Source organism: Bacillus sp. 007/AIA-02/001, assembly GCF_004634455.1.
In the GTDB taxonomy this organism is placed as follows: Bacteria; Bacillota; Bacilli; order Bacillales; family Bacillaceae_G; genus Bacillus_A; species Bacillus_A cereus.
Window position 1 is genome coordinate 55,307 of sequence record NZ_SEIY01000001.1, and the last position, 26,979, is coordinate 82,285.

Sequence of the window (26,979 nt, forward strand, 5' to 3'; positions counted from 1 at the left end):
TCTTAATCATCAAAGTCTGATCTATGCTTTGTTGAAATTCCTTTCGCTGCTTTTTTTACATGTTGTGGCCTTGCTTGTACATCTCTTGTATCAATCATTGTTAAAGGAAAACGAATCCAAGAATCTTTAACAGATTGTTGTCTTGTTGGATAAAATAAAGCGTACGGCTTGCGTAAAGAAGTGAGTCTAAATAGATGGGTAAATAAAAAGATAAATCCAAGTGAAATCCCGAAAAGTCCTCCTATTTCTGCAAATATGAGAAACGGGAAACGTAGTAATCGAACCGCATTACCCATTTTATAAATAGGTGTAATAAAGGAAGCGAGTGCTGATAAGGCAACGATAATTAATAAAATATTACTCGTTAAACCTGCTTGTACAGATGCTTGCCCGATTACGATACCCCCTACGATACCGAGCGTTTGACCAACTTTCATCGGTAACCTTGCGCCGGCTTCTCTTAATAAATCAATTGCAAGTTCTAAAAAGAGAGCTTCAATTAAAGGCGGGAACGGTACTTGTGCTCTTGATAAAATTAAAGTTTCAAGTAAATCACTCGGAATAAGTTCATAATGATAATTTAAAACTGCAACGTATAACGGTGTAGCGCAAATTGAAAATAGAACGGCAATTAATCTTAAAATCCTTGAAAATGTAGCGTACATCCAGGAGACGTTATAGTCTTCTGGTGAAATGAAAAAATCGAAATAGGATACAGGTGTTAGTAAAACACTCGGAGAACCATCAACAAAAATAGCAATTTTCCCATCAATTAGTGCTTTTGTAACTCTATCAGTACGTTCTGTATTGATATAGAGAGGGAAAATCGATTTTTCACCCATTAATTCTTGTAAATAAGCACTATCATTAATTTGATCATATTCAAGAGCACGTAATGACTCTTCTAGAAAATCTACATTATCTTTTTCAGCAAGGTTGTCTAAGTACATCATGACAACTTTTGTTTTGGAAAACTCGCCGATAATCATTTCTTTTGTTTGTAAATCTAAAACAGGAAGACGTTTTCGAACTAAATTAATGTTTGTATCAATATCCTCTACGAAACCTTCTTGCGGACCAATAACAGTTGATTCGTTTAAAGGAGGGGTTGGTGCACGATAATTATCAATTGCAATGTTTGCAAGCATACATTTTTGATCTTGCTGATTCAATTGAATAATCGCATGCCCCTTTAAAACCATATCCTCAATTTTTTGTAAGTCGTTCGTAATTGTAATGCCGCTCATCGGGATATGTTCCTTAAGCTCTTCTAGTGATGCGTTAGGTCGTTCTAAAAGAGTGGGCATTAAATACTTTTGTAATTTTTCTCCATCAAGTGAAGGGCGATAGTAAGAAATCCAATAAGGCATCGTTTCATCGTCGGATGTATGATAATTTACAAAATCACTAGACTTTTTCAGCTTCTCTATTAAATTTTGTAAAGAATGAATACGATCTTTTTCTGGTTTTGTAAAGTCATAAATACTATTACCTCCAGAGCTTTGTTGCTTACTTTGAGAAGGTTCATCTTGCTTAGCGTTTTGCTGTTTATCTTGAAACGAATCACCTTGTTTAGTACTTTGTTGTTTATCTTGAGACGAATCATCTTGTTTAGCACTTTGTTGCCTATCTTGAGAGGAATCATCCTGTTTAGCGCTTTGTTGCTTATCTTGAGAGGAATCATCCTGTTTAGCGTTTTGTTGCTTATCCTGAGAAGGGTCATTTTGTTTAGCACTTTGCTGCTTATCTTGAGAGGAATCATCCTGTTTAGCGTTTTGTTGCTTATCCTGAGAAGGGTCATCTTGTTTAGCACTTTGCTGCTTATCCTGAGACGAATCCTCTTGTTTAGCGTTTTGTTGCTTATCCTGAGACGAATCACCTTGTTTAGCGTTTTGTTGCTTATCCTGAGAGGAATCCTCTTGTTTAGCGTTTTGTTGCTTATCCTGAGAGGAATCCTCTTGTTTAGCACTTTGTTGCTTATTCTGAGAAGAATCTTTTTGCTCGTTATTTTTACCTTTATTATGTTTCATACTTCTAGTCTGTTCTTTGTTATCATCCTCTTGATTGTTAGAATGCTGCTCCTGATTATCTGTTTCGTTTGCTTCTGGTTTATTTGATTTTTTTTTCTTACGTAACCAATTCCAAATCATATGTACGCCCTCTTTAATCTTGTAATATAGTGCTATTTTGTGGCTAATTTTGTATATTATTCATTTATTTATGAAAAGAAGAAGGAGATTAGTTTGCATAGAAAAAAAACTTTAGTAAGCAGTTCATACTATAACGGGGAGAGGGAGAGTCTGTGCAAATTGTAAAAAAGGAGAAGTTTGTTTTAAAAGGGTTTACGTTTGAAAATGGCAGAGAAATTCCTGTTCAAATGGGATACGAGACATATGGCACTTTAAATAGAGAAAGGTCAAATGTGATTTTGGTTTGTCATTATTTTAGTGCAACAAGTCATGCGGCAGGAAAATATACAGTTCATGATGAGGAGTCTGGTTGGTGGGATGGGCTAATTGGACCTGGAAAAGCAATTGATACAAATAAGTATTTTGTTATATGTACGGATAATCTTTGTAATGTGCAGGTGAGGAATCCATATGTAATTACAACAGGACCGAAATCAATTAATCCAGAAACTGGAGAAGAATATGCTATGGATTTTCCGATTTTTACATTTCTTGATGTAGCTTGTGTGCAATATGAGTTAATAAAAGGTATGGGAATTTCAAGGTTACACGCTGTAATCGGACCGTCGGCGGGGGGAATGATTGCACAACAATGGGCGGTTCACTATCCACATATGGTAGAGCGGATGATTGGCGTTATTACGAACCCACAAAACCCAATTATTACGTCAGTAAACGTAGCGCAAAATGCGATTGAGGCAATTCAACTCGATCCAAATTGGAAAGATGGAAAATATGGAGAAGAGCAGCCGATAAAGGGGCTTCATTTAGCAAATAGAATGATGTTTATGAACGCGTTTGATGAGCATTTTTATGAAATGGCATTTCCTCGTAATAGTATAGAGGTAGAACCTTATGAAAAGTTTTCTACACTAACATCATTTGAAAAAGAGATAAATAAAGCGACGTATACAAGTATAGAGCTAGTAGATGCAAATTCATGGATGTATACTGCGAAGGCAGTTTTATTGCATGATATTGCACATGGGTTTTCTTCACTAGAAGAATCTCTTTCTAACATAGAAGCGAATGTACTTATGATTCCGTGTAAACAAGATTTGCTTCAGCCGTCTCGTTATAATTATAAAATGGTAGATATTTTGCAAAAACAAGGGAAGTATGCGGAAGTGTATGAGATAGAAAGTATAAATGGGCATATGGCGGGAGCATTTGATATTCATTTATTTGAAAAGAAAGTTTATGAATTTTTAAATCGGAAAGTATCTAGTTTTGTTTAGAAGACAAATGATGGGGAAAAGGTGCGATGTTTGTAGTAGGCACCTTTTTTTACATGATTTGTAGACGGAAAATATATGTAGCTATTGCTATACCGAAAAACGCTATGCTAAGCAATAGAAATAAGAATGACATTTCTTGTGGGGATTTTATTTTTCTATTATTTTTCATACTAAGAGCAATAATTGCAGCGAGTAAGAACACAATGCCCATAATGAAAAGAAAAAGTGTCATTTTAATCGACTCCTTTCATAAAACAAGTATATTGAGGATACAATGTGCTAGTTATGTTTGTAAAGAATAAGTTTTACGAGAAAATTGAGAAATAGCTTTTCGATTCTTTGCGTTCTTTCTTTTGCATGCTAAAATTGGTAGAGAATGTTTGTGAAAAAGAAACTAAAGGTTTTATTGTATATAAGGAGGAACTACATATGACAGAAGTTAAAACAATCACTACAGAAGAGGTACAAGAGCGTTTAGAAAATGGAGAAACGTTATTTTTAGTAGATGTAAGAGAAGATGAAGAAGTAGCGGCAGGAAAGATTCCAGAAGCTGTACATATTAAAATGGGCGATATCCCACATAAAGTAGATTTCTTTAATAAAGAGAATGAATATATCTTTATTTGTCGTTCAGGAATGCGCAGTGAAAATGTATGTCATTATTTAAATGAACAAGGGTTTAAAACAGTGAACATGGTTGGCGGTATGCTTCAATATGAAGGTGAAACGAAATAGTTAATTGTAAAAAACTTGAAACGAGTCTGTTTCAAGTTTTTTTCTTTTGCATACAGTATAAAAAAGGAGGAGGGGTAAATGGGGATTAATTTGCGTAAAGTAAAAATTATTAATAATACAGGAGCTGTTAATGTCGGTGACTGTTATGATCTCTCACCTTTAGCTGTAGCAAAAGTATATGCAGGTGCTGGAGGATCGAGTGCGGCTATTTTTTTAAATGGAAAAAGGCAGCCAGAAGCGGTCATTAGAACATCAGTATTTCTTCCGCCTTTGGCAACGAGTACACGTACGTTAGGTTCATAGAGGAAAGGTAGAGTGTAATTATGCCTGCTCATATAAAAGAGTTTGTTATTGTGAATAACACTGGAAATATATTTACCGGTGATAATTTGAGCGACACTTCATTTACTGCTTCGAAATCATATAGTGGTTCAATGGGGTGTACTTGGATTGATGTTGTTACAGTAATAGGGACGGAGACGAAGCTTTGTTTACAGCCGGGAGATTCGGTGACGACGACGTATACAAGGGGCACTCCTGCTGGTACTGTAACAGGAGCAAATATGGGGCAAAATGTAAATACATCGAGTATAGCGCAAGCTGTCCCTAATACAGATAATATGGATTCAATTGCAGGACTTCCTTAAGAAATTAAGGGAGTTTTTATTATTTAAAATAAAAATAGTCTTGGAAATTATTTTTGTAAATAGATTAAGAAGAGGCTTATTTATTATGAAAAAGACGGTTTGTAGGCGGTGAAAGTGTGAAGAATCGTGATAATAATCGGAAGCAAAATTCGTTAAGCTCTAATTTTAGAATTCCACCCGAACTTATTGGGCCTACTTTCCCCCCTGTTCCAACTGGGTTTACAGGTATAGGGATTACTGGTCCAACCGGTCCACAAGGCCCAACAGGACCTCAAGGACCAAGAGGATTACAAGGTCCGATGGGGGAGATGGGCCCGACAGGACCTCAAGGTGTGCAAGGGATACAAGGATCAGTTGGGCCAATAGGTGCAACTGGACCAGAAGGACAGCAGGGCCCACAAGGATTGAGAGGACCACAAGGAGAAACTGGAGCGACAGGACCTCAAGGGGTGCAAGGGTTACAAGGTCCGATTGGTCCAACGGGAGCGACTGGGGCACAAGGTATACAAGGGATACAGGGATTACAGGGGCCAATTGGAGCGACGGGACCTGAGGGACCTCAAGGGATTCAAGGCGTCCAAGGGTTACCGGGTGTAACTGGTCCACAAGGAATACAAGGAGCACAAGGGATACAAGGAACACAAGGACCGAGTGGAAATACAGGTGCAACCGGAGCAACTGGTCAGGGGATAACAGGCCCGACTGGAATAACAGGTCCAACTGGGATAACTGGACCATCTGGAGGACCTCCTGGTCCGACGGGGCCGACTGGTGCGACAGGTCCGGGCGGTGGACCGAGTGGAAGTACAGGTGCGACTGGAGCAACTGGGAATACTGGAGCTACAGGAAGTACAGGGATAACAGGAGCAACGGGAAGTACAGGTCCGACTGGAAGCACGGGAGCACAGGGCTTGCAAGGAATCCAAGGGATTCAAGGGCCAATTGGTCCAACAGGTCCAGAAGGTCCGCAGGGTATTCAAGGTATTCCTGGTCCGACGGGAGTAACTGGTGAACAAGGAATACAAGGAGTTCAAGGTATTCAAGGGGCAACGGGAGCAACAGGGGATCAAGGTCCACAAGGTATACAGGGGGCTATAGGGCCTCAAGGGGCCACAGGAGCAACAGGAGATCAAGGTCCACAAGGAATACAAGGAGTACCAGGGCCATCAGGAGCAACAGGCCCACAGGGAGTTCAAGGGATACAAGGTCCGATGGGTGATATAGGACCAACAGGTCCAGAAGGCCCAGAGGGACTTCAGGGCCCGCAAGGAATACAAGGTGTGCCAGGGCCAGTTGGAGCAACGGGTCCAGAGGGTCCTCAGGGGATACAAGGTATTCAAGGATCGGTAGGAGCAACAGGCCCACAAGGTCCACAAGGAATTCAGGGAATACAAGGTGTGCAAGGGATAACGGGAGCAACTGGAGTACAAGGAGCAACTGGAATTCAAGGGATACAAGGGGAAATAGGAGCAACGGGTCCAGAGGGTCCCCAAGGAGTGCAAGGTGCTCAAGGGGAGATTGGTCCAACAGGTCCGATGGGTCCCCAAGGTGTGCAAGGAGTACAAGGAATTCAAGGAGCGACGGGCGCACAAGGAGTGCAAGGTCCACAGGGAATTCAAGGAATCCAAGGTCCGACGGGGGCAACAGGAGATACGGGAGCAACTGGGGCGACAGGGGAAGGCACTACAGGTCCAACAGGAGTAACCGGTCCAACAGGGGTAACAGGCCCATCTGGAGGACCAGCAGGACCGACCGGCCCAACGGGGCCATCAGGTCCGGCGGGAGTAACAGGTCCATCTGGTGGACCACCTGGCCCGACAGGAGCAACCGGGGCGACAGGAGTAACAGGAGATACTGGGGCGACAGGCTCAACTGGAGTGACAGGAGCGACAGGAGAAACGGGAGCAACCGGAGTGACGGGTTTGCAAGGTCCGCAAGGAATCCAAGGTGTGCAGGGAGAGATAGGTCCGACGGGTCCCCAAGGTGTTCAAGGTCCCCAAGGAATTCAAGGAGTAACGGGGGCCACTGGAGATCAAGGTCCGCAAGGGATTCAAGGCCCACAAGGCGACATAGGTCCAACCGGCCCACAAGGAATTCAAGGCCCACAAGGTTCTCAAGGAATCCAAGGAGCGACAGGGGGAACAGGAGCACAAGGTCCACAGGGAATCCAAGGTCCGCAAGGTGACATAGGTCCGACTGGGCCACAAGGTCCAACTGGAATCCAAGGGATACAAGGAGAGATAGGTCCAACAGGTCCAGAAGGCCCAGAGGGACTTCAGGGCCCGCAAGGAATACAAGGTGTTCAAGGGCCAGTTGGAGCAACGGGTCCAGAGGGTCCTCAGGGGATACAAGGCATTCAAGGACCGGTAGGAGCAACAGGCCCACAAGGTCCACAAGGAATACAGGGAATACAAGGTGTGCAAGGGATAACGGGAGCAACTGGAGCACAAGGAGCAACTGGAATTCAAGGGATACAAGGGGAAATAGGAGCAACGGGTCCAGAGGGCCCCCAAGGAGTGCAAGGTATACAAGGGGCGATTGGTCCAACCGGTCCGATGGGCGCACAAGGAGTGCAAGGAATACAAGGGATTCAAGGAGCAACAGGTGCGCAAGGAGTGCAAGGCCCACAAGGGATTCAAGGGATACAAGGTCCGACGGGAGCAACAGGAGATACGGGGGCAACCGGAGCGACGGGAGAAGGAACTACCGGTCCAACAGGAGTAACCGGTCCAACAGGGGTGACTGGCCCGTCAGGAGGACCAGCAGGACCGACCGGCCCAACGGGGCCATCAGGTCCGGCAGGAGTGACAGGTCCATCAGGTGGACCACCTGGCCCGACAGGAGCAACAGGTGCGACAGGAGTAACAGGAGATACCGGGGCGACAGGCTCAACTGGAGTGACAGGAGCGACAGGAGCAACGGGAGCAACCGGAGTGACGGGTTTACAGGGCCCGCAAGGAATCCAAGGTGTTCAAGGAGAGATAGGTCCAACCGGTCCACAGGGTATTCAAGGTCCACAAGGAATCCAAGGAGTAACGGGGGCAACCGGAGCACAAGGTCCCCAAGGAATTCAAGGCCCACAAGGCGACATAGGTCCAACCGGCCCCCAAGGAATTCAAGGTCCACAAGGACCTCAAGGAATCCAAGGAGCGACAGGGGCAACCGGGGCACAAGGCCCACAAGGAATCCAAGGTCCGCAAGGTGATATAGGACCGACCGGCCCACAAGGCCCCCAAGGAATTCAAGGCCCGCAAGGAATTCAAGGCCCAACGGGAGCTACAGGAGCAACCGGAGCGACAGGTCCACAAGGAATTCAAGGTCCACAAGGAATTCAAGGTCCACAAGGAATCCAAGGCCCGCAAGGAATACAAGGTCCAACGGGAGCTACAGGAGCAACCGGAGCGACAGGGCCACAAGGAATTCAAGGTCCACAAGGAATCCAAGGCCCACAAGGAATTCAAGGTCCAACGGGAGCTACAGGAGCAACCGGAGCGACAGGGCCACAAGGAATTCAAGGCCCGCAAGGAATCCAAGGTCCAACGGGGGCTACAGGAGCAACCGGTTCACAAGGTCCAACTGGAGATACAGGTCCAACCGGAGCTGGAGCCACTGGAGCGACCGGGGCGACTGGAGTTAGTACAACTGCAACGTATGCATTTGCGAATAATACATCAGGAACCGCTATTTCCGTTTTATTAGGTGGTACGAATGTACCATTACCGAACAATCAAAATATTGGTCCAGGAATAACCGTTAGTGGTGGAAATACTGTATTTACAGTTGCGAATGCAGGAAATTATTATATAGCTTATACAATTAATTTAACGGCAGGATTACTTGTAAGTTCTCGTATAACTGTAAATGGCAGTCCGCTTGCGGGAACGATAAACGCTCCGACAGTGGCTACTGGTTCATTTAGTGCAACAATAATTGCTAACTTGCCTGCTGGAGCTACTGTTAGCTTACAGTTATTTGGAGTAGTTGCAATAGCTACATTATCTACAGCAACGCCAGGGGCTACCCTGACTATTATTAGATTAAGTTAATAAGCAGAGAACCTTGAAGCTTTTATGTTTCAAGGTTTTTCTATCTTTGTATTTGTAAGTAAACCTCGTTAACCAGGGGGAGTGAATCCCCTCTAATTATTTAAAGTTTCACTTTATTCACTTGAGCAAAAACATCGCAGTTCGAAAATATATTATAATAGAATGAAAAGAAAGAAATTTGGCAGAAAGGGAGGGTGGCGATGCAGGAGATGGTTAAAGATTTTTTTGGACGCCCACTTCAAGATTTACGTATATCTGTCATTGATCGTTGCAATTTTAGATGTACATATTGTATGCCAGCGGAAATATTTGGGCCAGAATATGCTTTTTTGAAAGACGAGTTTTTACTAACTTTTGATGAAATTGAGCGTTTGGCAAAATTATTTGTTAGCATCGGTGTACGGAAAATTAGACTTACTGGCGGTGAGCCACTGCTTCGTAAAGATTTAACAAAACTTATTGCACGTCTTGTGAAAATTGATGGGCTAATAGATATAGGGTTAACGACAAATGCTATTCATTTAACGAAACAAGCGAAGGCATTAAAAGAAGCTGGATTACATAGAGTGAATGTTAGTTTAGATGCGATAGATGATGACATATTTAAGAATATTAATGGTCGAAATATTAATACGAAACCGGTAATTAAGGGAATTATAGCAGCTAAAGAGGCGGGCTTGGAAGTAAAGGTAAATATGGTTGTGAAAAAAGGGATGAACGATCATCAAGTACTACCGATGGCTGCGTATTTTAAAGAGCAAGGAATCACGCTTCGGTTTATTGAGTTTATGGATGTTGGTAGTACAAATGGGTGGAATTTTGATCAAGTCGTTACAAAACGAGAATTGATTGAGATGATTCATAAGGTGTATCCGCTTGAGCCAGCTGAAGCGCATTACTTTGGTGAAGTTGCGAAGCGATATCGGTACGTTGGAACAAATGTTGAAGTTGGTTTTATTACATCTGTTTCTGAGTCATTTTGTGTCTCTTGTACGAGGGCGAGAATTTCGGCAGATGGAAAGTTTTATACGTGCTTATTTGCGACAGAGGGTTTGGATGTAAGAGAACTTCTTAGAGGAAATCTTTCGGATGAGGAGTTATTAAGTGTTATACAAGATGTATGGATGAATAGAAAAGATAGGTATTCGGATGAACGAACAGAAGAAAGTGCAAAAAATCGTCCGAAAATCGAAATGTCTTATATAGGAGGATAAGAAAGGGGGGTATCGCATGCAGGAGCGATATTCAAGACAAATATTATTTTCTGGTGTTGGAGAAGAAGGACAGAGAAAAATAAGAGAGAAGCATGTGCTTATTATTGGTGCTGGTGCTCTCGGTGCGGCAAATGCAGAAGCGATTGTTAGAGCGGGTGTTGGAAAAGTAACGATTGCTGATCGTGATTATGTAGAATGGAGTAATTTACAAAGACAACAACTATATACAGAAGAAGATGCAAAGCAGTATAAACCGAAGGCGGTAGCGGCAGCAGAGCATTTAAGAGCGATTAATTCTGAAGTGGAAATAAATCCGGTTGTGACAGATGTAACGGTGCAAGAAATGGAAGAATTAGTGAATGATGTAGATTTAATATTAGATGCGACAGATAATTTTGAAACGCGTCTTCTCATTAATGATATTTCACAAAAGTATAATATTCCGTGGATATATGGTGGGTGCGTTGGAAGCTACGGAGTAACGTATACAATTTTACCAGGGAAAACACCGTGTTTTCGCTGTTTAATGGAGCATCCGGCGAGCGGAGCAACATGTGACACAGCTGGTATTATACAACCGGCAGTACAATTAGTAGTTGCGCATCAAACTACGGAAGCGCTGAAAATATTAGTAGAAGACTACGGAGCGCTTCGTGAAACGATGTTATCATTTGATCTTTGGAATAATCAACAGATGGCATTTAAAGTGAATAGGCAGAAAAAAGATACTTGTTTATCTTGCGGAAGGTTACGTACATATCCGAGTTTAACATTTGAAGCACAAACGAAAACAGAAGTGTTATGTGGGCGAAATACAGTGCAAATTCGTCCAGGTGTGCGGAAGAATTTTAATTTGGAAGAAATTAAAAAGCGCTTACAAAGAAGCGTAGAGATAAAGGCGACACCTTATTTATTGTCGTTTCCGGTAGAAGAATATCGTTTTGTTTTATTTACAGATGGCAGAGCTTTCATTCATGGGACGAATGATATAAATGTAGCGAAAAGTTTATATGCAAGATATATAGGTTGAACCTAAAGGGGATCCTTTAGGTTCAACGGAGAAAGGATTATGAATTTCTCGTATAATCTCCACTTTTTCCGCCTGTTTTTTCAAGTAAGTAGGTTTCGCCGATAATCATACCTTTATCGACAGCTTTACACATATCATACACAGTAAGAGCGGTAGCCGAAGCAGCTGTTAAAGCTTCCATTTCAACACCGGTGCTACCTTCTGTTTTAACTTTTACTTCAATGAGTAAACGATATTGTTCTTCTGATTGTTTCCAATCGAAAGAAACGTCAACACCTTTTAATAGTAAAGGATGGCACATTGGGATAATATCAGAAGTTCGTTTCGCAGCCATAATGCCTGCGATTTGCGCAACTGCTAATACGTCACCTTTCCCAATTTCATTGTGAGAGATTTTATCGTAAATTTCTTTCGTAACGACAATGCTAGAGCACGCAATTGCTGTTCGAACGGTTGCTTTTTTGTCACTTATATCAACCATCTTCGCGCGTCCTTGGTCATTAAAGTGTGTAAATGAAGACATGGAATTCCTCCTTGAAGTAATTTCTATTGAATATATAAAGTTTAATCGAGATAAAAAAAATTGCAAATATGAGGTGAGAAACGATGGTAGAAAAACGAATTCCAATTCAAGTTGCTGAGGCAGTAGAACGGGTAATGAAATATGCAAAGCATGGTGAAGTAGAAGAAATTTCTATTACGGAAAGTTACGGGAGAATTCTCGGGGAAGATGTTGTCTCAGATCATGACGTTCCTCATTTTGATCGTTCCCCTTACGATGGTTTCGCCATTCGAGCAGAAGATACGAAAGAAGCAACTCAAGAGAATCCAGTTGAATTTGAAGTAATAGGAGAAATCGGGGCAGGTTCTGTTTTTACAGAAGAAGTAGGATCTTTTCAGGTGGTTCGTATTATGACAGGAGCAGCTATTCCACAAGATTGCAATGCAGTCGTAATGCTAGAGCTGACAGAAGGGTTTGAGAAGAACGGGAAAACATATATGAAGTTAAAACGCCCTTTTAATAACGGTGACAATGTGTCGTTTAAAGGAGAAGATATAAAACAAAATCAAGTTCTCGTTCAGAAAGGCGTTGCAATTAATCCAGGTGTTGCCGCCTTATTAGCAACGTTTGGATATAGCACTGTGAAAGTTGTAAAACAGCCTGTTGTCGGTATTGTAACGACAGGAAGTGAATTATTAGAAGTACATGAGCCGTTAGAACCGGGGAAAATTAGAAATAGTAACTCGTATATGATCGCAGCTCAAATTATGAAAGCTGGCGGGAAAGTTCGTTATTATGGTCAACTCGCGGATGAGTTAGATGCATGTTTTACAGCTGTTCAATCAGCGGTGGATGAGGTCGACATTTTAATTACAACAGGCGGTGTATCAGTAGGAGATTATGACTACTTACCAGCTATTTATGAAAGGTTACAGGCAAATGTACTCTTTAATAAGATAGCCATGAGGCCCGGAAGTGTAACGACAGTAGCTGAAGTTGATGGAAAGTTACTCTTTGGTTTATCAGGAAATCCGTCTGCTTGTTATGTAGGCTTTGAATTATTTGTGCATCCAATTATAAAAACGTATTTGTATGCGAAGGAACCTCACGTATATAGAGCGGATGCTATTTTACAAAAAGATTTTCCAAAGCCAAATCCATTTACTCGTTTCGTAAGAGCGAACGTAACAATTGTGGACGGGGCGTTACAAGCGATGCCAGTTGGTTTAGATAAATCGAGTGCGGTATCTTCACTTGCAGATGCGAATGCTTTTATCGTGTTACCTGGAGGAACGAGAGGATTTGAGACCGGAATGAAAGTATCCGTATTATTGTTAGAGCACTCTGAGGGATGTGATTGGCCATGGGCAAAGCCCCTTCAATCTTACAAATAGTAGGATATCAAAATAGCGGGAAAACAACACTTGTTGAGAAAGTGGTGCATGCATTAGCTGAACGAAAAATGAAAGTTGCTACAATTAAACATCACGGGCACGGAGGCTTTCCAGAAGTAGCGCAAAAAGATAGCGAAAGACACCGTAAAGCTGGTGCTGTCGTAAGTAGTGTAGAAGGTGCTGGATTGCTTTCACTTTCTTCACTAAGAAAGAAATGGTCCTTGCAAGAAATTATTCGCTTATATGAGTTTTTTGAAGTGGATACAATTTTAATAGAAGGCTATAAAAAAGAGAATTACTCGAAAGTAGTGTTACTTCGTTCTGCGGAAGACATTGAGCTTTTACATAAAGTAGAAAATATAGTGGCGGTTATTACGTGGTATGATGTTCCGGCAAATATACGAGAAGAATATAAAGTATTTCATATAACAGAAGAAGAGTTGTACATAGACTGGTTTTTACAAACGGTTAGGAGTGCGAAATGATAAATACATATTATGAAGTAATTGATACAGAAATCTCAATTGAAGAAGTAACGAAGAAAGTAATTCGACGTGAATGCGGTGCTGTTACAACATTTATTGGAACGGTTAGAGAGTTTACGAAAGGGCGTCGTACATTATACTTAGAGTATGTTGCTTATAAGACGATGGCAGAAAAGATGCTAGAGAAAATTGGCTTGGAAGTGAAAGAGAAATGGCCAGGTACATATGTTGCGATTACACATCGCATCGGTACGTTGCAAATTTCTGATATAGCGGTTGTTGTTGCTGTTTCAACACCACACCGTAAAGCGGCTTATGAAGCGAACGAATATATTATGGAACGCATAAAACAAATTGTTCCGATTTGGAAAAAGGAGTTTTGGGAAGATGGTGACTCATGGATTGGTGATCAATTAGAAAAAACACCATATCCGGCGGGAGAGCCTGGGAAGGAGCTATAAGTATGATTAGAGTATTGTTATTTGCGCACTTGCAAGAAGAAGCAGGGACAAGTGAATTACAAATAGAGAAAGAAAATATTACGGTTGCACAGTTAAAAGATGTTGTTGCGAACGAATATAATGTACCAGTTTCAGAGCCAATTATGGTTGCGATTAATGAAGAATACGCAAATGAAGATGACAGGGTCCAATCTGGTGATGTTGTTGCACTAATTCCACCAGTGAGCGGTGGTTAATATTGGATTTATTAAAACGACTTTCCTACATAGGGAAAGTCGTTTTTTTATGGCAGTTTTGAGAACACTAATCTATAGAACAAGGAGGGAACTATGAAAAAAATATGTGTCGTTATCACAATGCTATGTGTGGCCTTTTTCTCTTCTCCAAGCGATTCTTTCGCGAAAGAATCAAGAGAACAGCTTTTAGAGAGTGCATTATCAAATAGGTACTATTCAGTTATTAGACAAGTGACAGAAGATCAATATGAATGTGCTTCAGTTATAGATATAAAGCGTCTCGGCAAGAAAGATGAATTTGTTCCTAGATACGAATTGAAGCTACAATTTCTTACATTTCAAGGAGCGCATAATCCGCCGAACGATAAAGTTACGCTTACTTTGGAAGATCATTTAGATCACGTAAAGATAAAGAAAGTGGAGCGAGAAAAGAATGTTTCTGACGCTATTGCAGAAAAAGTTTGTGAACGGGAAAAAGAAAAAATAAAAGCTCACTCTAACGATTTAGAGTGATAATCTATGGCATTTAGTAAAGAAAGGTAATGAGTGATGGATATATTTTTAGCGATTTTACCAGCTATATTTTGGGGAAGTATTGTGCTATTTAACGTAAAACTGGGCGGGGGCCCGTATAGTCAAACGCTCGGAACAACATTTGGAGCACTTATTTTTTCAATTGTTGTTTATATTTTTATGAAGCCAGTATTAACACCTACCGTTATCGGAGTTGGAGTTGTGTCAGGTTTATTTTGGGCGCTTGGTCAGGCGAATCAATTGAAAAGTATTGATTTAATGGGTGTTTCGAGGACGATGCCAATTTCAACAGGACTTCAATTAGTCGCGACGACTTTATTTGGCGTTATCGTATTTCATGAATGGTCCACGACAATATCGGTCGTTCTTGGGGTTTTAGCGCTCGTTTGTATTATTATCGGTGTTATTTTAACATCGCTTCAAAGTGAAGAAGAAAAGAATGCAGAGCAAGCAGCAAACTTTAAAAGAGGTATCGTAATTTTATTAATTTCAACAGTCGGTTATTTAGTTTACGTAGTAGTAATTAGGTTATTTAACGTAGATGGCTGGTCGGCTTTGTTGCCACAAGCAGTTGGTATGGTGTTAGGTGGGATTTTGCTTACCTTTAAACATCATCCATTTAATAAATATGCAATTCGCAATATTATTCCAGGATTAATTTGGGCAGCTGGAAATATGTTTTTATTCATTTCACAGCCGCGTGTTGGAGTCGCAACAAGTTTCTCGCTATCGCAAATGGGAATTATTATTTCCACGCTTGGTGGGATCCTTATATTAGGTGAAAAGAAAACGAAACGTCAATTAACGGGTATCGTTGTCGGTATCGTTTTTATTATCGCAGCCGGAATTATGTTAGGTATAGCCAAAAGTTAAAGGAGGTATGGAAATGTATAGTGATTTAGCAGGGAAAGTTGTCGTTATTACAGGATCAGCAACTGGTCTCGGAAGAGCGATGGGAGTGAGGTTTGCTAAGGAAAAAGCGAAAGTGGTTATTAATTATCGCTCACGAGAATCAGAAGCGAATGATGTGTTAGAAGAAATTAAAAAGGTAGGCGGCGAAGCGATTGCTGTAAAAGGTGATGTAACCGTCGAATCAGATGTTGTGAATCTCATTCAATCTGCTGTGAAAGAGTTTGGTACGCTTGACGTTATGATTAATAATGCAGGGATAGAAAACGCGGTACCGTCGCATGAAATGCCGCTTGAAGATTGGAATAGGGTAATTAATACAAATTTAACAGGTGCTTTTTTAGGAAGTCGTGAAGCGATTAAATATTTTGTAGAACATGATATTAAAGGGTCTGTCATTAATATGTCTAGTGTTCATGAGAAAATTCCGTGGCCACTATTTGTGCACTATGCAGCAAGTAAGGGTGGCATTAAACTGATGACAGAAACGCTAGCGTTAGAATATGCGCCAAAAGGTATTCGAGTAAATAATATTGGGCCAGGTGCAATTAATACGCCAATTAATGCCGAAAAGTTTGCTGATCCTAAAAAACGTGCTGACGTAGAAAGTATGATACCTATGGGCTATATTGGAAAACCTGAAGAAATCGCAGCAGTAGCAACTTGGCTTGCTTCATCAGAGGCGAGTTACGTAACTGGAATTACGTTATTTGCAGATGGTGGAATGACTTTATACCCATCGTTTCAAGCTGGGCGTGGGTAATATGAAAAGGACAAAGAGTTTTATCTCTTTGTCCTTTTTTACAAAAAAAATAGCGTTCGGCTATTTTAAAATTAATGATTAATTGTATCTTGAAGAAATTCTGTTGCTTGATGTTCAGTAACATTTTGTACGAGCGCGACTTCGCTGATCATCATTTTTCGTGCATTATCTAGCATTTGTTTTTCGCTCGCATTTAATGTTCTCTCTTTATTACGGCGAAGTAAATCCCGAACCACTTCTGCGCTATCTTGTAAATTGCCATTTTTCATTTTTTCCATATTCATTGTATATCTTTGTTTCCATGAGAGTGATGGGTCTGACTCCCCGTTTTGAAATTCAAGAAGTATATCATCTAACGTACCTCGATCAACGATATAACGAATACCTGATTTTTTTAATTGTTCCATCGGAAGCATTACTTGCATATCTTTACTAATGATGCGTATCACACAATATTGACGTGAAGTACCTAATATTTCTTTCTCTTCAATTGCTTCGATAATTCCTGCACCGTGCATTGGATAAACGATTTTATCACCAATTTGAAACAAATCATCCACCTCCATATGTGGTAACCACTTTTAATGATAGCATACGCATGTAAAAATGTCAAATTTTATATAATAACATAACATTTATATTAGAGTCAATAATATGGAGTGGTTTTTTTATGTTTTTTTGAACATATTTATCCCGCATTAACGGGCGATAAGACCCCCATCTCAAAATTTAGAAAAAGCAAAGAAGTTAGGTGGGGGGCGGGCTGATTAAAGTTTCACTTTATAGTGATTTTTTTAGAAAAATAGTACAGGTGAGAAAGAAGGCATATCCACTTATTTTTAAGCATAAAATGTAAAAGCGCTAATACAATATACCTAAATCCGTTCTTTGCAAAGGAGGGAGAGAAGGTGAGGCGCACAATAAAAATTGATATTACAAATAAAGTTGTAGCTAAATTTAGACCAAATTATTTGGAATTATATACGAGTAAATTTATGATAGGTAAGTTTTATGTCTATACTGAAGATAAAAAATATGTGTTAGAAGACGGATATATATATGAGAATGGAAAGTTTTATCGCATCATAGATACGCACCGTGGCAATAATCAAGCGGCGGAGGGCTGCGATCTAGGATGGTGTTAACATGATTCGTGTGAAAGTGTTTGATGAAAGTCACGAAAAAGACTTAGAAGACGCTGTGAATGTGTTTTTGAAAAAGATTGATGATAGCAACTTTGTAGATATTAAGTATCAAGTTGGTGTTTCCATTAACGACGATGAAAACCAAATTTATTGTTTTTCAGCAATGATCGTTTATAAAGCATAAAAAAGAGCTGGCTCACCCAGCTCTTTTTTATGTTTTATGTTGGGACAACATGTGTCGGTAATACGTTCATAATAGATTGGGGTGTGCCTAATTTCTTTGTCGTTAAAAGAGGCTCCCCTGTTTCATGATTTTGGGCATCTTTACACATACCAAGGTGATAACGATCACCTAAAAATGGATCAATATAAAAACCGTTTTTGAATACTTTATCATTCGGATGTTTTTCATGATGAATATCAGAGCAGTTAATGCAATAGAACATAGCTTTCATCCCCTTTTTATTTTTGTTTGAAAAAAGTGAGTCGGTAGTCATTTCGCTCCTGAGGAAATGTTGAGGAGAAGAGAAATAACTACCTACTCAAATGGTGGGCATATTCCTTCTGATTTGTCATATCTCGCGTATTGTCCCTTGAGGGAAGGAGGAGAGACGAAGTACGCATGATATAAGTAAGGCGCTTCTCTCAAGATAAATGATGGAGTTTCATGTTGAGAGAAGTTTTTATTTTGTATTGCCTTTGTGAGTATATTATGAGGAAATGCTAAGAGGGTGTTTGTCCTGTTGAAAAAATGTTGAGAATTTCTCAACAGTAAAAGAATTAGCGTTGACATGAAACTAAAAGGTGTTATATTATCGAAGTATAACCAAAAGGTGTTATGTTATAACGCCGAGTAAAGGAGAATGAAAATGGAACAACAAAATACATTAAATGATATTAAACAAACAATCGTTTTTAACGCGTCTATTCAAAAGGTATGGAGTGTAGTATCAACTGCAGAAGGGATTGCGTCATGGTTTATGCCAAATGATTTTGTATTAGAGGTAGGACATGAATTTCATGTGCAATCACCATTTGGGCCATCACCATGTAAAGTGTTAGAGATTGATGAGCCAAACTATTTATCTTTCTCATGGGATACAGATGGCTGGGTTGTTTCATTTAATTTGAAAGACTTAGGAGATAACAAAACAGAATTTACGTTAATTCACGGCGGCTGGAAACATCCTGATGAAATTCTTCCGAAAGCAAATGCGAAGAGCTCTATTATTCGCGATAGAATGAGCGGTGGTTGGGTAGCGATTGTAAATGAAAAACTGAAAAAGGTTGTCGAAGGCTAAGTGTCCTCGTCAGCAGCGAAATATGATGTATTTCAAGCAATTGCTGATCCAACCCGCCGAGAAGTAATACGGTTATTAAGTGACAAAGAGTTACCGATTTCCAAAATAACGGATCATTTTCCGATGAGTCGTACTGCGGTTGTAAAGCACCTTCATATTCTTTCGGAAGCGAATTTAGTAAGTGGAAGAAAGAGCGGAAGAGAGAAGATATATCGCTTGCATCCAGAGCCATTAGAGGAATTACAGCAGTGGCTCTCGTATTATGAACGTTTTTGGGATAATAAATTGTCCATGCTGAAACATATTGTGGAGAATGAAGAATAAAAAAAGGATGACCAAAATGGTCATCCTTTTTATTGTTGCTCACTTGTTTGTGTAGCTGGCTTTAATAAAAGCCAACCGATAATTAATGTACATACTGCTAATACGAAAGTGCTCATATAAATAACGTGTACACTTGCAGCTAATGCGGATTGTGATTCAGTGGCTACACTTGCTGTAGTCCCGCCGTGTCCACCAGATACAAGATCAAGGTTTTTAATGCCGCGTGCATGAATCATCGTATTAAAGATTGTTCCAAAGATTGCAGCACCTAACGTTTGACTGAATGTATTAATAAATGTGTTTAAACCAACGGCTGTTCCGCGTGTATGAGCTGGTACGGCTGCTTGAATTGTTACCATGTAAATCGGTGTCACAAGCCCCATTCCTAAGCCGAATAATCCGACTGCTACATAAATAAGGAACGATGGTGAATTTGTTGATAGTGTAAATAATAAGAACGTAGCGACTGATAAAATGCTAGCTCCAAGTAAAATGATTTGTTTCGTTTTTAATTTGCCTACTAAGTTACCAGAGAAAATAGCGCCAAATGTCCACATAACAGGGATTGGCATTAAAATAAGTCCAGCTTCTGTAGCATTTTTCCCTAATACACCTTGGCTCCAAATTGGAAGGTACATTGTAATACTAATAATCATTGCGCCAGCAATAAGAGTTAATATATTTATCGTAGATAATGTACGGTTAGAGAAAAGTGCTAGCGGAATTAATGGTTCTGGAGATTTTTTCTCGATGAATAAGAAAATAATAAATGAAATAGCGGCAAAGATTAATAGGCCGATAATTGTCATGTCTCCCCAGTTTTGCTTACTGCTACCTGTTAATAATGCATATAGTAGAGCGATTGTACTTAATGAGAAGACTGTTGCACCAAGATAATCGATATGATGCTTAGCAGGTTTAATAGATTCTTTGTAGTAAATTGCAATCATTAAGCAAGCGATAATTCCGAATGGAACGTTTAGGAAGAAAATATAGCGCCAAGAAAGGGAATCAACTAAAAATCCACCTACTAACGGTCCGATAACACCGGATACACCCCAAACGGCACTCATCCAACCTTGTGCTTTCGCGCGGTCTTTCGCTTCGCTATATAAGTCTCCAATAATCGTCATTGTGATTGGCATAACAGCACCAGCACCGATACCTTGAAGCGCGCGGAAAAAGATTAATTGTTCCATCGATGTAACGACTCCGCAAAGTGCAGAACCGACTAAAAAGATTGTAGCTCCGATCAGTAAAACTTTTTTACGGCCAAATAAATCAGCGAGCTTTCCGTATATTGGAGTCGAAACAGCTGTTGCAAGCATATAAATTGCATATACCCAACTAACAAGTTCGACGCCTGACAAATCACTCGTTATACGAGGGATTGCTGTACTAACAATCGTTCCTTCTACCGCAGAAAGAAACGTCATTAACATTAAAGACATCATGACTTTTTTTCTCATTTGTTTTCCCCTTACCCTTTTTTAAATATTCAACAATATAAAATATAAAGGTACTAAGGTAAATAAAGCAACAAAAAAGCAATGGAAAGTTACATGGAGCAGATATTTGTCGCTTCTTGTCGGTAAGTCGATAAATTTGGAAAATCGCCGATATAAGTTGCAGAATCGCTGATAAATTTGCGGAATCGCTGATATATTTGTGGAATTGCTCGTATAATTTCATGTACCTATAAAAAAAGAAACAGGAATCCCTGTTTCTTTTTTTAATACTGCATTTTCGCGTTTTCTCCAGCTGTCGTTCCGGCAATTCTACCAGTAACAAGGGCTGATGTAATATTATAGCCACCAGTATAACCGTGAATATCAAGAACTTCTCCGCAGAAATATAAGCCGTTCGTAAATTTAGAAGACATTTCTTTCGGGTTAATTTCTTTCACGGATACACCGCCGCCAGTAACGAATGCTTTTTCAATTGACTGCGTACCATTTACATTCACAGTAAACTCTTTAAAGTCTTTCACAAGTGCACGAATCTTTTCGTGAGAAACTTGTCCAGCTTGTTCGCTACCGTCAATTTCATTTTTTTCTAATAAGAATAGGAAGTAACGTTCAGGAACATAACCTTTTAAAACGTTTTTAATTCCTTTTTTCGGATCTTCTTTCATTTGTTTCAGCATGCGCTGGAATAGTTGCTCACTATTTTCCTCTGGCAATGCATCAATACTCATTTGTATTGTATTCGTTTTAAACTTTTTCAGTGCTTTCACGACGAATTGACTACAGCGAAGAGCAGCGGGTCCGGATAGGCCGAAATGAGTGAAGAGCATGTCCATTTTGTGAGAAATGATAGCTTTTCCTTTCGGGTTTAATACACTTAAGTTTATATCACGTAAAGCAAGGCCTTGTAATGAGCGGTCACGTATAAACGGCTCGTTTGAAAGGATAGGTACTTCTGTTGGGAATAATTCTGTGATTGTATGACCCGCTTTTTCAGCCCAAGCATATCCGTCTCCAGTAGATCCAGTTTGAGGAACTGATTTTCCGCCAACAGCGATAACGACGTGATTTGTTTCTAACACTTCACCTGTTTGCAGTATAACTGCTTTCGTTTGACCATTTTCATATTCAATCGTTTCAACAGGCGTATTTGTACGAATTTTTACACCTAAGTCTTTTAATCGTGTTAAAAGTGCGTCTACAACAGATTGTGCTTTGTTTGACACAGGGAACATGCGACCATGGTCTTCTTCTTTCAATTTAACACCAAGATTTTCGAAGAATGTGATAATATCTTCATTATTAAAAATAGAAAAAGCGCTGTATAAGAAGCGACCGTTTCCTGGTATATGTTTAACAATTTCATCAAGTGGTAGACGGTTCGTTACGTTACAGCGTCCGCCACCAGAAATTGCAAGTTTACGCCCAAGTTTATTTCCTTTATCAAGAAGTAAGACATTTGCGCCTTCTTCTGCAGCACCAATTGCAGCCATTAGCCCAGAAGGACCGCCGCCGATGACAATAACATCATAATGCATAATATATCGACCTCATTTTCTACATTTCCTGCCTAAAAGAATAGCATGTTTTCCCTTAAAAGAAAAATAGAGTGAAGTACTGCTTAATGAGAGAATTGTGGTACAATACAAAAGTTAGAGTTCAGCACTATCCTGCCATTTGTAGGCGATAAGACTAAAACCTCAAGATTTAGGAGAAGTAAATAGGGAGTCTGTTAGCCTGTAAATGCTCGAATGGTTCAACTAATAAGGAGTAGGAGAGAAGTCTCCAACTAATTATAGTTTCACTTTATGTAGATGTAGGAGGATTTTTGTATGTCCGATTCGAAATTTCTGCGCGGAACGCTTATTGTTACGCTAGGGACATTTTTAGTAAAGTTCTTAGGCATGATTTACGTCTTTCCGTTTCATGCATTAGTAGGAACAGAAGGCGGAACGCTCTATACATATGGATACATTCCATATACGATCTTTTTAAGTATCGCAACGGCAGGTGTGCCACTTGCTGTTTCAAAATTTGTTTCCAAATATAATGCGCTTGGCGATTATAAAACGAGCCGGAGAATGTTCCGCTCGGGAATGGTTATGATGATAGTAACAGGAGTTCTTTCGTTCCTAGTACTGTACATGACGGCGCCATTGTTTGCAGAAGCGATGCTTGGTAAACAAAGTATACACAATAATGTAGGAGAAGTTACGACGATCATTCGTCTTGTAAGTTTCGCACTTATTGTTGTACCAGCAGCGAGTTTAATTCGTGGTTATTTCCAAGGTCACCAGTCTATGGGACCAACTACCGTTTCACAAATTATTGAACAAATTATTCGTATCGTCTTTTTATTAGCAGGTAGTTTTATCGTTATTAAAGTACTTGGCGGTACAGTTGCAACAGCAGTTGGAGTAGCGACATTTGCTGCGTTCGTTTCAGCGGTTGGAGCACTCGGTGTGTTAATTTGGTACTGGCTAAAACGTAAAAAATATTTGGATCAATATTTAATTGAACAAACTGTACCAGAATCAACAGTAAGCACCGTTCAATTGTTTAAAGAGTTATTTGCATATGCGATTCCTTACGTTGTAATTGGGTTAACAATTCCTTTATATCAACAAATTGATACATTGACATTTAACTCAATTATGCAGGCGATTGGTCAAGGTGATATCGCAGAGCGAGCTCTCGGTATTTTCACAATGTGGACGCATAAGTTAATTATGATTCCTGTATCACTTGCAACAGCGTTTAGTTTAACGCTTGTACCAGCAATTACAAAATCATTTACTGAAAAACAATACCGCTATTTGAAATTGCAAATTACACAAACATTCCAGGCGAATATGTTTTTAACATTGCCAGCAGTTGTCGGTATTTCTTCACTGGCATATCCAATTTATACTGCGTTTTACGATTCAGATCCACTAGGTGGACAAGTATTAATGTGGTATGCACCAGTTGCGTTGTTATTCGCTTTATTTACAGTAACAGCGGCAATCCTGCAAGGTATTAACCAGCAGAAGCATGCGATTATTGCGCTTATAATGGGCGTTATTTTGAAATTTGTATGTAACGTAATCTTTATTCGTTATTTCGGTACAGTAGGAGCAATTCTAGCAACAGCAGTTGGTTTCTTAGCTTCTGTTTGGTACACAAATCAACAAATTAAAAAATACGCACACTATTCATTCGGTGTTGTATATAAAAGAACATTCCAAATTGCAGTACTAACACTTATAATGGTCGTTGCTGTAAAACTATCACAATGGCTTCTATCCTTCATGATTTCGCCTGATGGCCGTATTGGTGCTCTTATAACAGTTGCAATTTGTGCAGGTATTGGCGGTCTTGTTTACGGATTGTTAGCAATTCGCACAGGAGTACTTGAAAGAGTATTTGGCGGAGAAGCATTAGATAAAATTCAACGTAAACTTGGTAGTAGATTTAAAATAAAGTTGAAATCAAGAGGGGCGTAATTACGTCCCCTTTTCTATGATAAATAAAGAAGGTGAAAAACGTGAGATTAGATAAATTATTAGCAAATATGGGATATGGAAGTAGAAAAGAAGTAAAGAAATTATTGAAAGACGGCGTTGTGAAAATTGATGGAACGCCAGTAAAAGATGCGAAAGTTCATGTAAATGTAGAAGAGCAAGAAGTTATGATTCACGGTGAAGTTGTGGAATACAAAGAATTTGTTTACTTAATGATGCATAAACCACAAGGTGTTATTTCAGCGACGGAAGATGATAATCATGAAACAGTAATAGATTTATTAGAATTAGAAGATGCAATCTTTGATCCGTTCCCAGTTGGACGACTTGATATCGATACGGAAGGTTTCTTATTGATAACAAATGATGGGAAGTTATCACATCAATTATTATCTCCGAAAAAGCATGTGCCGAAAAAATATTATGCACACGTTGCAGGAGTAGTAACAGAAGAGGATGTAAAAGAGTTTGCTAAAGGTGTTATTTTAGATGATGGCTATGAAACGAAGCCAGGTGCACTTACAATATTGAAAAGCGATGATATTTCTGAAATTGAGCTTGTGATTACGGAAGGGAAATTCCATCAAGTGAAGCGTATGTTTGAAGCGGTAGGGAAAAAAGTAGTCTACCTAAAGAGAACAGAGATGGGTCCGTTAGTATTAGATGAAGAACTAGAACTTGGACAATACCGAGAGCTAACAGATGAAGAAGTAGAAATGTTAAAAACATATCAAGTAGATACTGAAAAGTAGTACCTTTATAGGCGCAGAAAAGACCCCTTTCTAATTATTAGAAAGGGGTATGTATTTATTTACATACAATTATTTTTCATTATGAGGTCATTCTCACTTTCTTTCCTGTTGTTGTCCACTTACCGCGGCAAGGGCTATACACGAGTTCATTAAACTGCAACACATTTAGATCACGTTGTATCGTTCGCGGTGTGATCCCGAACTCATCTACAAGGTCTTTCGTCGTTACCGTTCCGTTTTCATTGATGTACATATAAATTGATTTAATGCGTGTTAGCATACGAGTAGTTGTAGGTTTCAAGAGAAAACCACTCCTCTACTAGTTTTTTTGACCCCATTCAGGAAAGAAGGTCGTTACTACCATTGTACTCTACATGATAAAATTCATGCTTTAATCTACTTAAATTTTACAGAAATTTAACAAATATTCATATAGAAAAATATTGGTAGTTGACATTGTATATATGGTCAGTCAACTAACACATAAAATTCTACGTAAAACGCCAAATTCCTGCAAATTTTTTTGAAAAAATAAAAGAAAAACTAATAAGAAATATCTGAAATATTACAATTGTTCGGTATTTAGTTTTCGTGTATGGCATAAGAGATTTCGGTTTGTTATGATGAAAGAAACAATATAGTGAAGGATGGATGCGTGATGTCAGCAATTAATTGGACAGAAGAAGTTGCGAAACGAAAAGATGATTTAATTCGTGATACACAACAATTTTTACAAATTAAAAGTGTATGGGAAGAAGAATCGGCGAAAGAGGGCGCACCATTCGGTGAAGGTGTAGAAAAAGCTTTATCTTTCATGTTACATAAAGGAGAAACTGAAGGTTTTGCTTCTAAAAATTTAGAAGGATATGCAGGTCATCTTGAAATGGGACAAGGAGAAGAGTTAGTAGGCATTCTTTGTCACGTTGATGTTGTACCAGAAGGAGATGGCTGGACGACTCCTGCATATAGTGCGGATATTCGCGATGGAAAGATTTTTGCACGTGGTGCAATTGACGATAAAGGCCCAACGATGGCAGCATATTATGCGATGAAAATTGTGAAAGAATTAGGCTTACCTCTTTCCAAACGTGTTCGTATGATTATAGGAACAGATGAGGAAAGTAATTGGAAATGTGTAGATCACTACTTTAAAAATGAAGAAATGCCAACAATCGGTTTTGCACCAGATGCAGACTTTCCAATTATTAATGCAGAAAAAGGAATTTCTGACATACAAGTTGTGCAAAATGGTAGTGAAGAGAAAAAAGGTACATATGAACTTGTTTCATTTGATTCAGGGCGCCGTTTAAATATGGTTCCTGATTTTGCAGAAGCGGTTATTACAGGAGAAGATGTAAATGCACTTACAGTAGCATATGAAGAGTATTTACAAACTGCTAAAAAAATAGGGAAATCGACTATAGAAGGAAATGCAGTGACGTTGCAAATAGAAGGAATTTCAGCGCACGGATCTACTCCTGAAAAAGGAGAAAATGCAGGTTTATTATTAGCAAACTTCTTAACTACAGTTTCACTTGATGGAAAAGCAACTGCATTTGCGACATTTGCAACAGAAACATTTACTGGTGATATTTTTGGTGAAAAAGCTACTATTGCTTATAAAGATGAAATTAGCGGTCCGTTAACAGTGAATGTCGGTCGCATTTCTTATACGAAAGAAAACGGTGGTAACTTAGGGCTAAACGTACGTTACCCAGTTACAACTAACTTTGAAGAAACAATTGTGAAGTTGAAAGAATATGTTGGTACGCATGGTTTTGAAGTGGCTGACTATTCTAATTCTCGCCCACATCACGTCGATAAAGATCACGTATTAATCCGTACGTTACAACGTGTGTATGAAGAACAAACAGGTGAAAAAGCAGAACTATTAGCAATCGGCGGCGGTACTTATGCTCGTTCATTAAAAGCTGGTGTGGCATTTGGCCCGCTATTCCCTGGAAAAGAAGAACTTGCACATCAAAAAGATGAGTATATCGAAATTGAAGACTTATTAAAAGCAACAGCAATTTACGCGCAAGCAATTCATGAATTAGCGAAGTAATGGATATATAAATAATGTCCGCTCTCTATTTTGGAGAGCG

General features: G+C 39.6%; 29 protein-coding genes. 21 read left to right on the forward strand and 8 right to left on the reverse strand.

Translation table 11 applies throughout. The annotated features are described in order from the left end of the window. Nucleotides 1-2: 2 nt before the first annotated feature. Nucleotides 3-2,150, reverse strand: coding sequence for a spore germination protein (locus ES895_RS00345; protein ID WP_135238123.1), 2,148 nt, complete (start codon nucleotides 2,148-2,150; stop codon nucleotides 3-5). A 152-nt stretch (nucleotides 2,151-2,302) separates the two neighbouring features. On the opposite strand from ES895_RS00345, the gene ES895_RS00350 reads away from it, so the two are divergent. Continuing rightward, nucleotides 2,303-3,427: a homoserine O-acetyltransferase family protein gene (locus ES895_RS00350; RefSeq protein WP_097995472.1), complete on the forward strand. Its 1,125-nt coding sequence runs from the start codon at nucleotides 2,303-2,305 to the stop codon at nucleotides 3,425-3,427. A 49-nt stretch (nucleotides 3,428-3,476) separates the two neighbouring features. On the opposite strand, the gene ES895_RS00355 is transcribed toward ES895_RS00350, so the two are convergent. Further along, nucleotides 3,477-3,659, reverse strand: a complete 183-nt coding sequence (locus tag ES895_RS00355; protein WP_000171888.1) for a hypothetical protein — start codon at nucleotides 3,657-3,659, stop codon at nucleotides 3,477-3,479. 197 nt (nucleotides 3,660-3,856) lie between these two features. Here ES895_RS00355 and ES895_RS00360 point away from each other — a divergent pair, with 197 nt between their 5' ends. The 6 genes from ES895_RS00360 to ES895_RS00390 all read left to right on the forward strand — a co-directional run bounded on the left by ES895_RS00360 (nucleotide 3,857) and on the right by ES895_RS00390 (nucleotide 11,099). Then, the gene (locus ES895_RS00360; protein WP_000141207.1) at nucleotides 3,857-4,162 is read left to right on the forward strand and encodes a rhodanese-like domain-containing protein; all 306 of its coding nucleotides are present in this window, start codon (nucleotides 3,857-3,859) and stop codon (nucleotides 4,160-4,162) included. A 78-nt stretch (nucleotides 4,163-4,240) separates the two neighbouring features. Further along, a complete protein-coding gene (locus ES895_RS00365) occupies nucleotides 4,241-4,465 on the forward strand; it encodes a spore germination protein (RefSeq protein WP_000512465.1) in 225 nt (74 codons plus the stop codon). A gap of 20 nt (nucleotides 4,466-4,485) precedes the next feature. Further along, nucleotides 4,486-4,809, forward strand: a complete 324-nt coding sequence (locus tag ES895_RS00370) for a hypothetical protein (protein ID WP_001110848.1) — start codon at nucleotides 4,486-4,488, stop codon at nucleotides 4,807-4,809. Between the two features lie 116 nt (nucleotides 4,810-4,925). Further along, the gene (locus ES895_RS00375) at nucleotides 4,926-8,855 is read left to right on the forward strand and encodes a BclA-related collagen-like exosporium protein (RefSeq protein WP_135238124.1); all 3,930 of its coding nucleotides are present in this window, start codon (nucleotides 4,926-4,928) and stop codon (nucleotides 8,853-8,855) included. A gap of 200 nt (nucleotides 8,856-9,055) precedes the next feature. Then, nucleotides 9,056-10,069 (forward strand): GTP 3',8-cyclase MoaA, encoded by a 1,014-nt coding sequence (moaA, locus tag ES895_RS00385; RefSeq protein WP_001157117.1) that lies wholly within the window; start codon nucleotides 9,056-9,058, stop codon nucleotides 10,067-10,069. 16 nt (nucleotides 10,070-10,085) lie between these two features. Then, entirely contained in the window at nucleotides 10,086-11,099 is a 1,014-nt protein-coding gene (locus ES895_RS00390; protein WP_001158103.1) for a molybdopterin-synthase adenylyltransferase MoeB, read from the forward strand. 37 nt (nucleotides 11,100-11,136) lie between these two features. On the opposite strand, the gene moaC is transcribed toward ES895_RS00390, so the two are convergent. Next, a complete protein-coding gene (moaC, locus tag ES895_RS00395; protein ID WP_000094146.1) occupies nucleotides 11,137-11,622 on the reverse strand; it encodes a cyclic pyranopterin monophosphate synthase MoaC in 486 nt (161 codons plus the stop codon). Between the two features lie 83 nt (nucleotides 11,623-11,705). Here moaC and moeA point away from each other — a divergent pair, with 83 nt between their 5' ends. The 7 genes from moeA (at nucleotide 11,706) to ES895_RS00430 (ending at nucleotide 16,383) form a co-directional block, all read left to right on the forward strand. Next, nucleotides 11,706-12,995, forward strand: coding sequence for a molybdopterin molybdotransferase MoeA (gene moeA / locus ES895_RS00400; RefSeq protein ID WP_000229698.1), 1,290 nt, complete (start codon nucleotides 11,706-11,708; stop codon nucleotides 12,993-12,995). Further along, nucleotides 12,965-13,480, forward strand: coding sequence for a molybdopterin-guanine dinucleotide biosynthesis protein B (gene mobB, locus ES895_RS00405; protein WP_000513645.1), 516 nt, complete (start codon nucleotides 12,965-12,967; stop codon nucleotides 13,478-13,480). The genes moeA and mobB overlap by 31 nt, the downstream gene beginning before the upstream one ends. After that, nucleotides 13,477-13,941, forward strand: coding sequence for a molybdopterin synthase catalytic subunit MoaE (gene moaE, locus ES895_RS00410; RefSeq protein WP_000611226.1), 465 nt, complete (start codon nucleotides 13,477-13,479; stop codon nucleotides 13,939-13,941). Before mobB ends, moaE begins: the two co-directional genes overlap by 4 nt. A 2-nt stretch (nucleotides 13,942-13,943) precedes the next feature. Next, nucleotides 13,944-14,177 carry a molybdopterin converting factor subunit 1 gene (gene moaD, locus ES895_RS00415; protein ID WP_000621778.1) on the forward strand — a complete coding sequence of 78 codons (234 nt, stop codon included), beginning with the start codon at nucleotides 13,944-13,946 and terminating at the stop codon, nucleotides 14,175-14,177. Nucleotides 14,178-14,270: 93 nt separating this feature from the next. Further along, nucleotides 14,271-14,690 (forward strand): DUF3888 domain-containing protein, encoded by a 420-nt coding sequence (locus ES895_RS00420; RefSeq protein ID WP_000717677.1) that lies wholly within the window; start codon nucleotides 14,271-14,273, stop codon nucleotides 14,688-14,690. Between the two features lie 36 nt (nucleotides 14,691-14,726). Next, nucleotides 14,727-15,584: a glucose uptake protein GlcU gene (gene glcU / locus ES895_RS00425; RefSeq protein ID WP_000350867.1), complete on the forward strand. Its 858-nt coding sequence runs from the start codon at nucleotides 14,727-14,729 to the stop codon at nucleotides 15,582-15,584. A gap of 13 nt (nucleotides 15,585-15,597) precedes the next feature. Beyond that, on the forward strand, nucleotides 15,598-16,383 hold the full coding sequence (locus ES895_RS00430; RefSeq protein WP_000286673.1) for a glucose 1-dehydrogenase: 786 nt from the start codon (nucleotides 15,598-15,600) through the stop codon (nucleotides 16,381-16,383). A 71-nt stretch (nucleotides 16,384-16,454) separates the two neighbouring features. On the opposite strand, the gene ES895_RS00435 is transcribed toward ES895_RS00430, so the two are convergent. Then, nucleotides 16,455-16,949, reverse strand: coding sequence for a CarD family transcriptional regulator (locus ES895_RS00435; protein ID WP_000451446.1), 495 nt, complete (start codon nucleotides 16,947-16,949; stop codon nucleotides 16,455-16,457). A 342-nt stretch (nucleotides 16,950-17,291) separates the two neighbouring features. On the opposite strand from ES895_RS00435, the gene ES895_RS00440 reads away from it, so the two are divergent. Together ES895_RS00440 and ES895_RS00445 are read left to right on the forward strand one after the other, a co-directional pair. Next, on the forward strand, nucleotides 17,292-17,528 hold the full coding sequence (locus ES895_RS00440) for a DUF2553 family protein (RefSeq protein WP_061138910.1): 237 nt from the start codon (nucleotides 17,292-17,294) through the stop codon (nucleotides 17,526-17,528). Nucleotide 17,529: 1 nt separating this feature from the next. Then, nucleotides 17,530-17,712 carry a sporulation protein Cse60 gene (locus tag ES895_RS00445; protein ID WP_000621751.1) on the forward strand — a complete coding sequence of 61 codons (183 nt, stop codon included), beginning with the start codon at nucleotides 17,530-17,532 and terminating at the stop codon, nucleotides 17,710-17,712. Between the two features lie 34 nt (nucleotides 17,713-17,746). Here the strand turns inward: ES895_RS00445 and ES895_RS00450 are convergent, their stop codons facing one another. Continuing rightward, entirely contained in the window at nucleotides 17,747-17,974 is a 228-nt protein-coding gene (locus tag ES895_RS00450) for a DUF3973 domain-containing protein (protein WP_000498988.1), read from the reverse strand. A 423-nt stretch (nucleotides 17,975-18,397) separates the two neighbouring features. Here ES895_RS00450 and ES895_RS00455 point away from each other — a divergent pair, with 423 nt between their 5' ends. Both ES895_RS00455 and ES895_RS00460 read left to right on the forward strand, forming a co-directional pair. Next, complete coding sequence (locus tag ES895_RS00455; protein ID WP_000437770.1) at nucleotides 18,398-18,829, forward strand: SRPBCC family protein; 432 nt, start codon at nucleotides 18,398-18,400, stop codon at nucleotides 18,827-18,829. Next, nucleotides 18,830-19,153: an ArsR/SmtB family transcription factor gene (locus ES895_RS00460; protein ID WP_000098837.1), complete on the forward strand. Its 324-nt coding sequence runs from the start codon at nucleotides 18,830-18,832 to the stop codon at nucleotides 19,151-19,153. Between the two features lie 29 nt (nucleotides 19,154-19,182). Here the strand turns inward: ES895_RS00460 and ES895_RS00465 are convergent, their stop codons facing one another. Next, on the reverse strand, nucleotides 19,183-20,622 hold the full coding sequence (locus ES895_RS00465; RefSeq protein WP_001228022.1) for an MDR family MFS transporter: 1,440 nt from the start codon (nucleotides 20,620-20,622) through the stop codon (nucleotides 19,183-19,185). Nucleotides 20,623-20,885: 263 nt separating this feature from the next. Continuing rightward, nucleotides 20,886-22,157 carry a BaiN/RdsA family NAD(P)/FAD-dependent oxidoreductase gene (locus tag ES895_RS00470; protein WP_000558859.1) on the reverse strand — a complete coding sequence of 424 codons (1,272 nt, stop codon included), beginning with the start codon at nucleotides 22,155-22,157 and terminating at the stop codon, nucleotides 20,886-20,888. Nucleotides 22,158-22,451: 294 nt separating this feature from the next. On the opposite strand from ES895_RS00470, the gene ES895_RS00475 reads away from it, so the two are divergent. Both ES895_RS00475 and ES895_RS00480 read left to right on the forward strand, forming a co-directional pair. Continuing rightward, nucleotides 22,452-24,104: a putative polysaccharide biosynthesis protein gene (locus tag ES895_RS00475; protein ID WP_001284029.1), complete on the forward strand. Its 1,653-nt coding sequence runs from the start codon at nucleotides 22,452-22,454 to the stop codon at nucleotides 24,102-24,104. 41 nt (nucleotides 24,105-24,145) lie between these two features. Continuing rightward, on the forward strand, nucleotides 24,146-24,874 hold the full coding sequence (locus ES895_RS00480) for a pseudouridine synthase (protein WP_001234947.1): 729 nt from the start codon (nucleotides 24,146-24,148) through the stop codon (nucleotides 24,872-24,874). Nucleotides 24,875-24,953: 79 nt separating this feature from the next. On the opposite strand, the gene ES895_RS00485 is transcribed toward ES895_RS00480, so the two are convergent. Beyond that, entirely contained in the window at nucleotides 24,954-25,175 is a 222-nt protein-coding gene (locus ES895_RS00485) for a DeoR family transcriptional regulator (RefSeq protein WP_000805512.1), read from the reverse strand. Between the two features lie 357 nt (nucleotides 25,176-25,532). Here ES895_RS00485 and pepV point away from each other — a divergent pair, with 357 nt between their 5' ends. After that, on the forward strand, nucleotides 25,533-26,939 hold the full coding sequence (gene pepV, locus ES895_RS00490) for a dipeptidase PepV (protein WP_001274251.1): 1,407 nt from the start codon (nucleotides 25,533-25,535) through the stop codon (nucleotides 26,937-26,939). The last annotated feature ends 40 nt before the right edge of the window (nucleotides 26,940-26,979 follow it).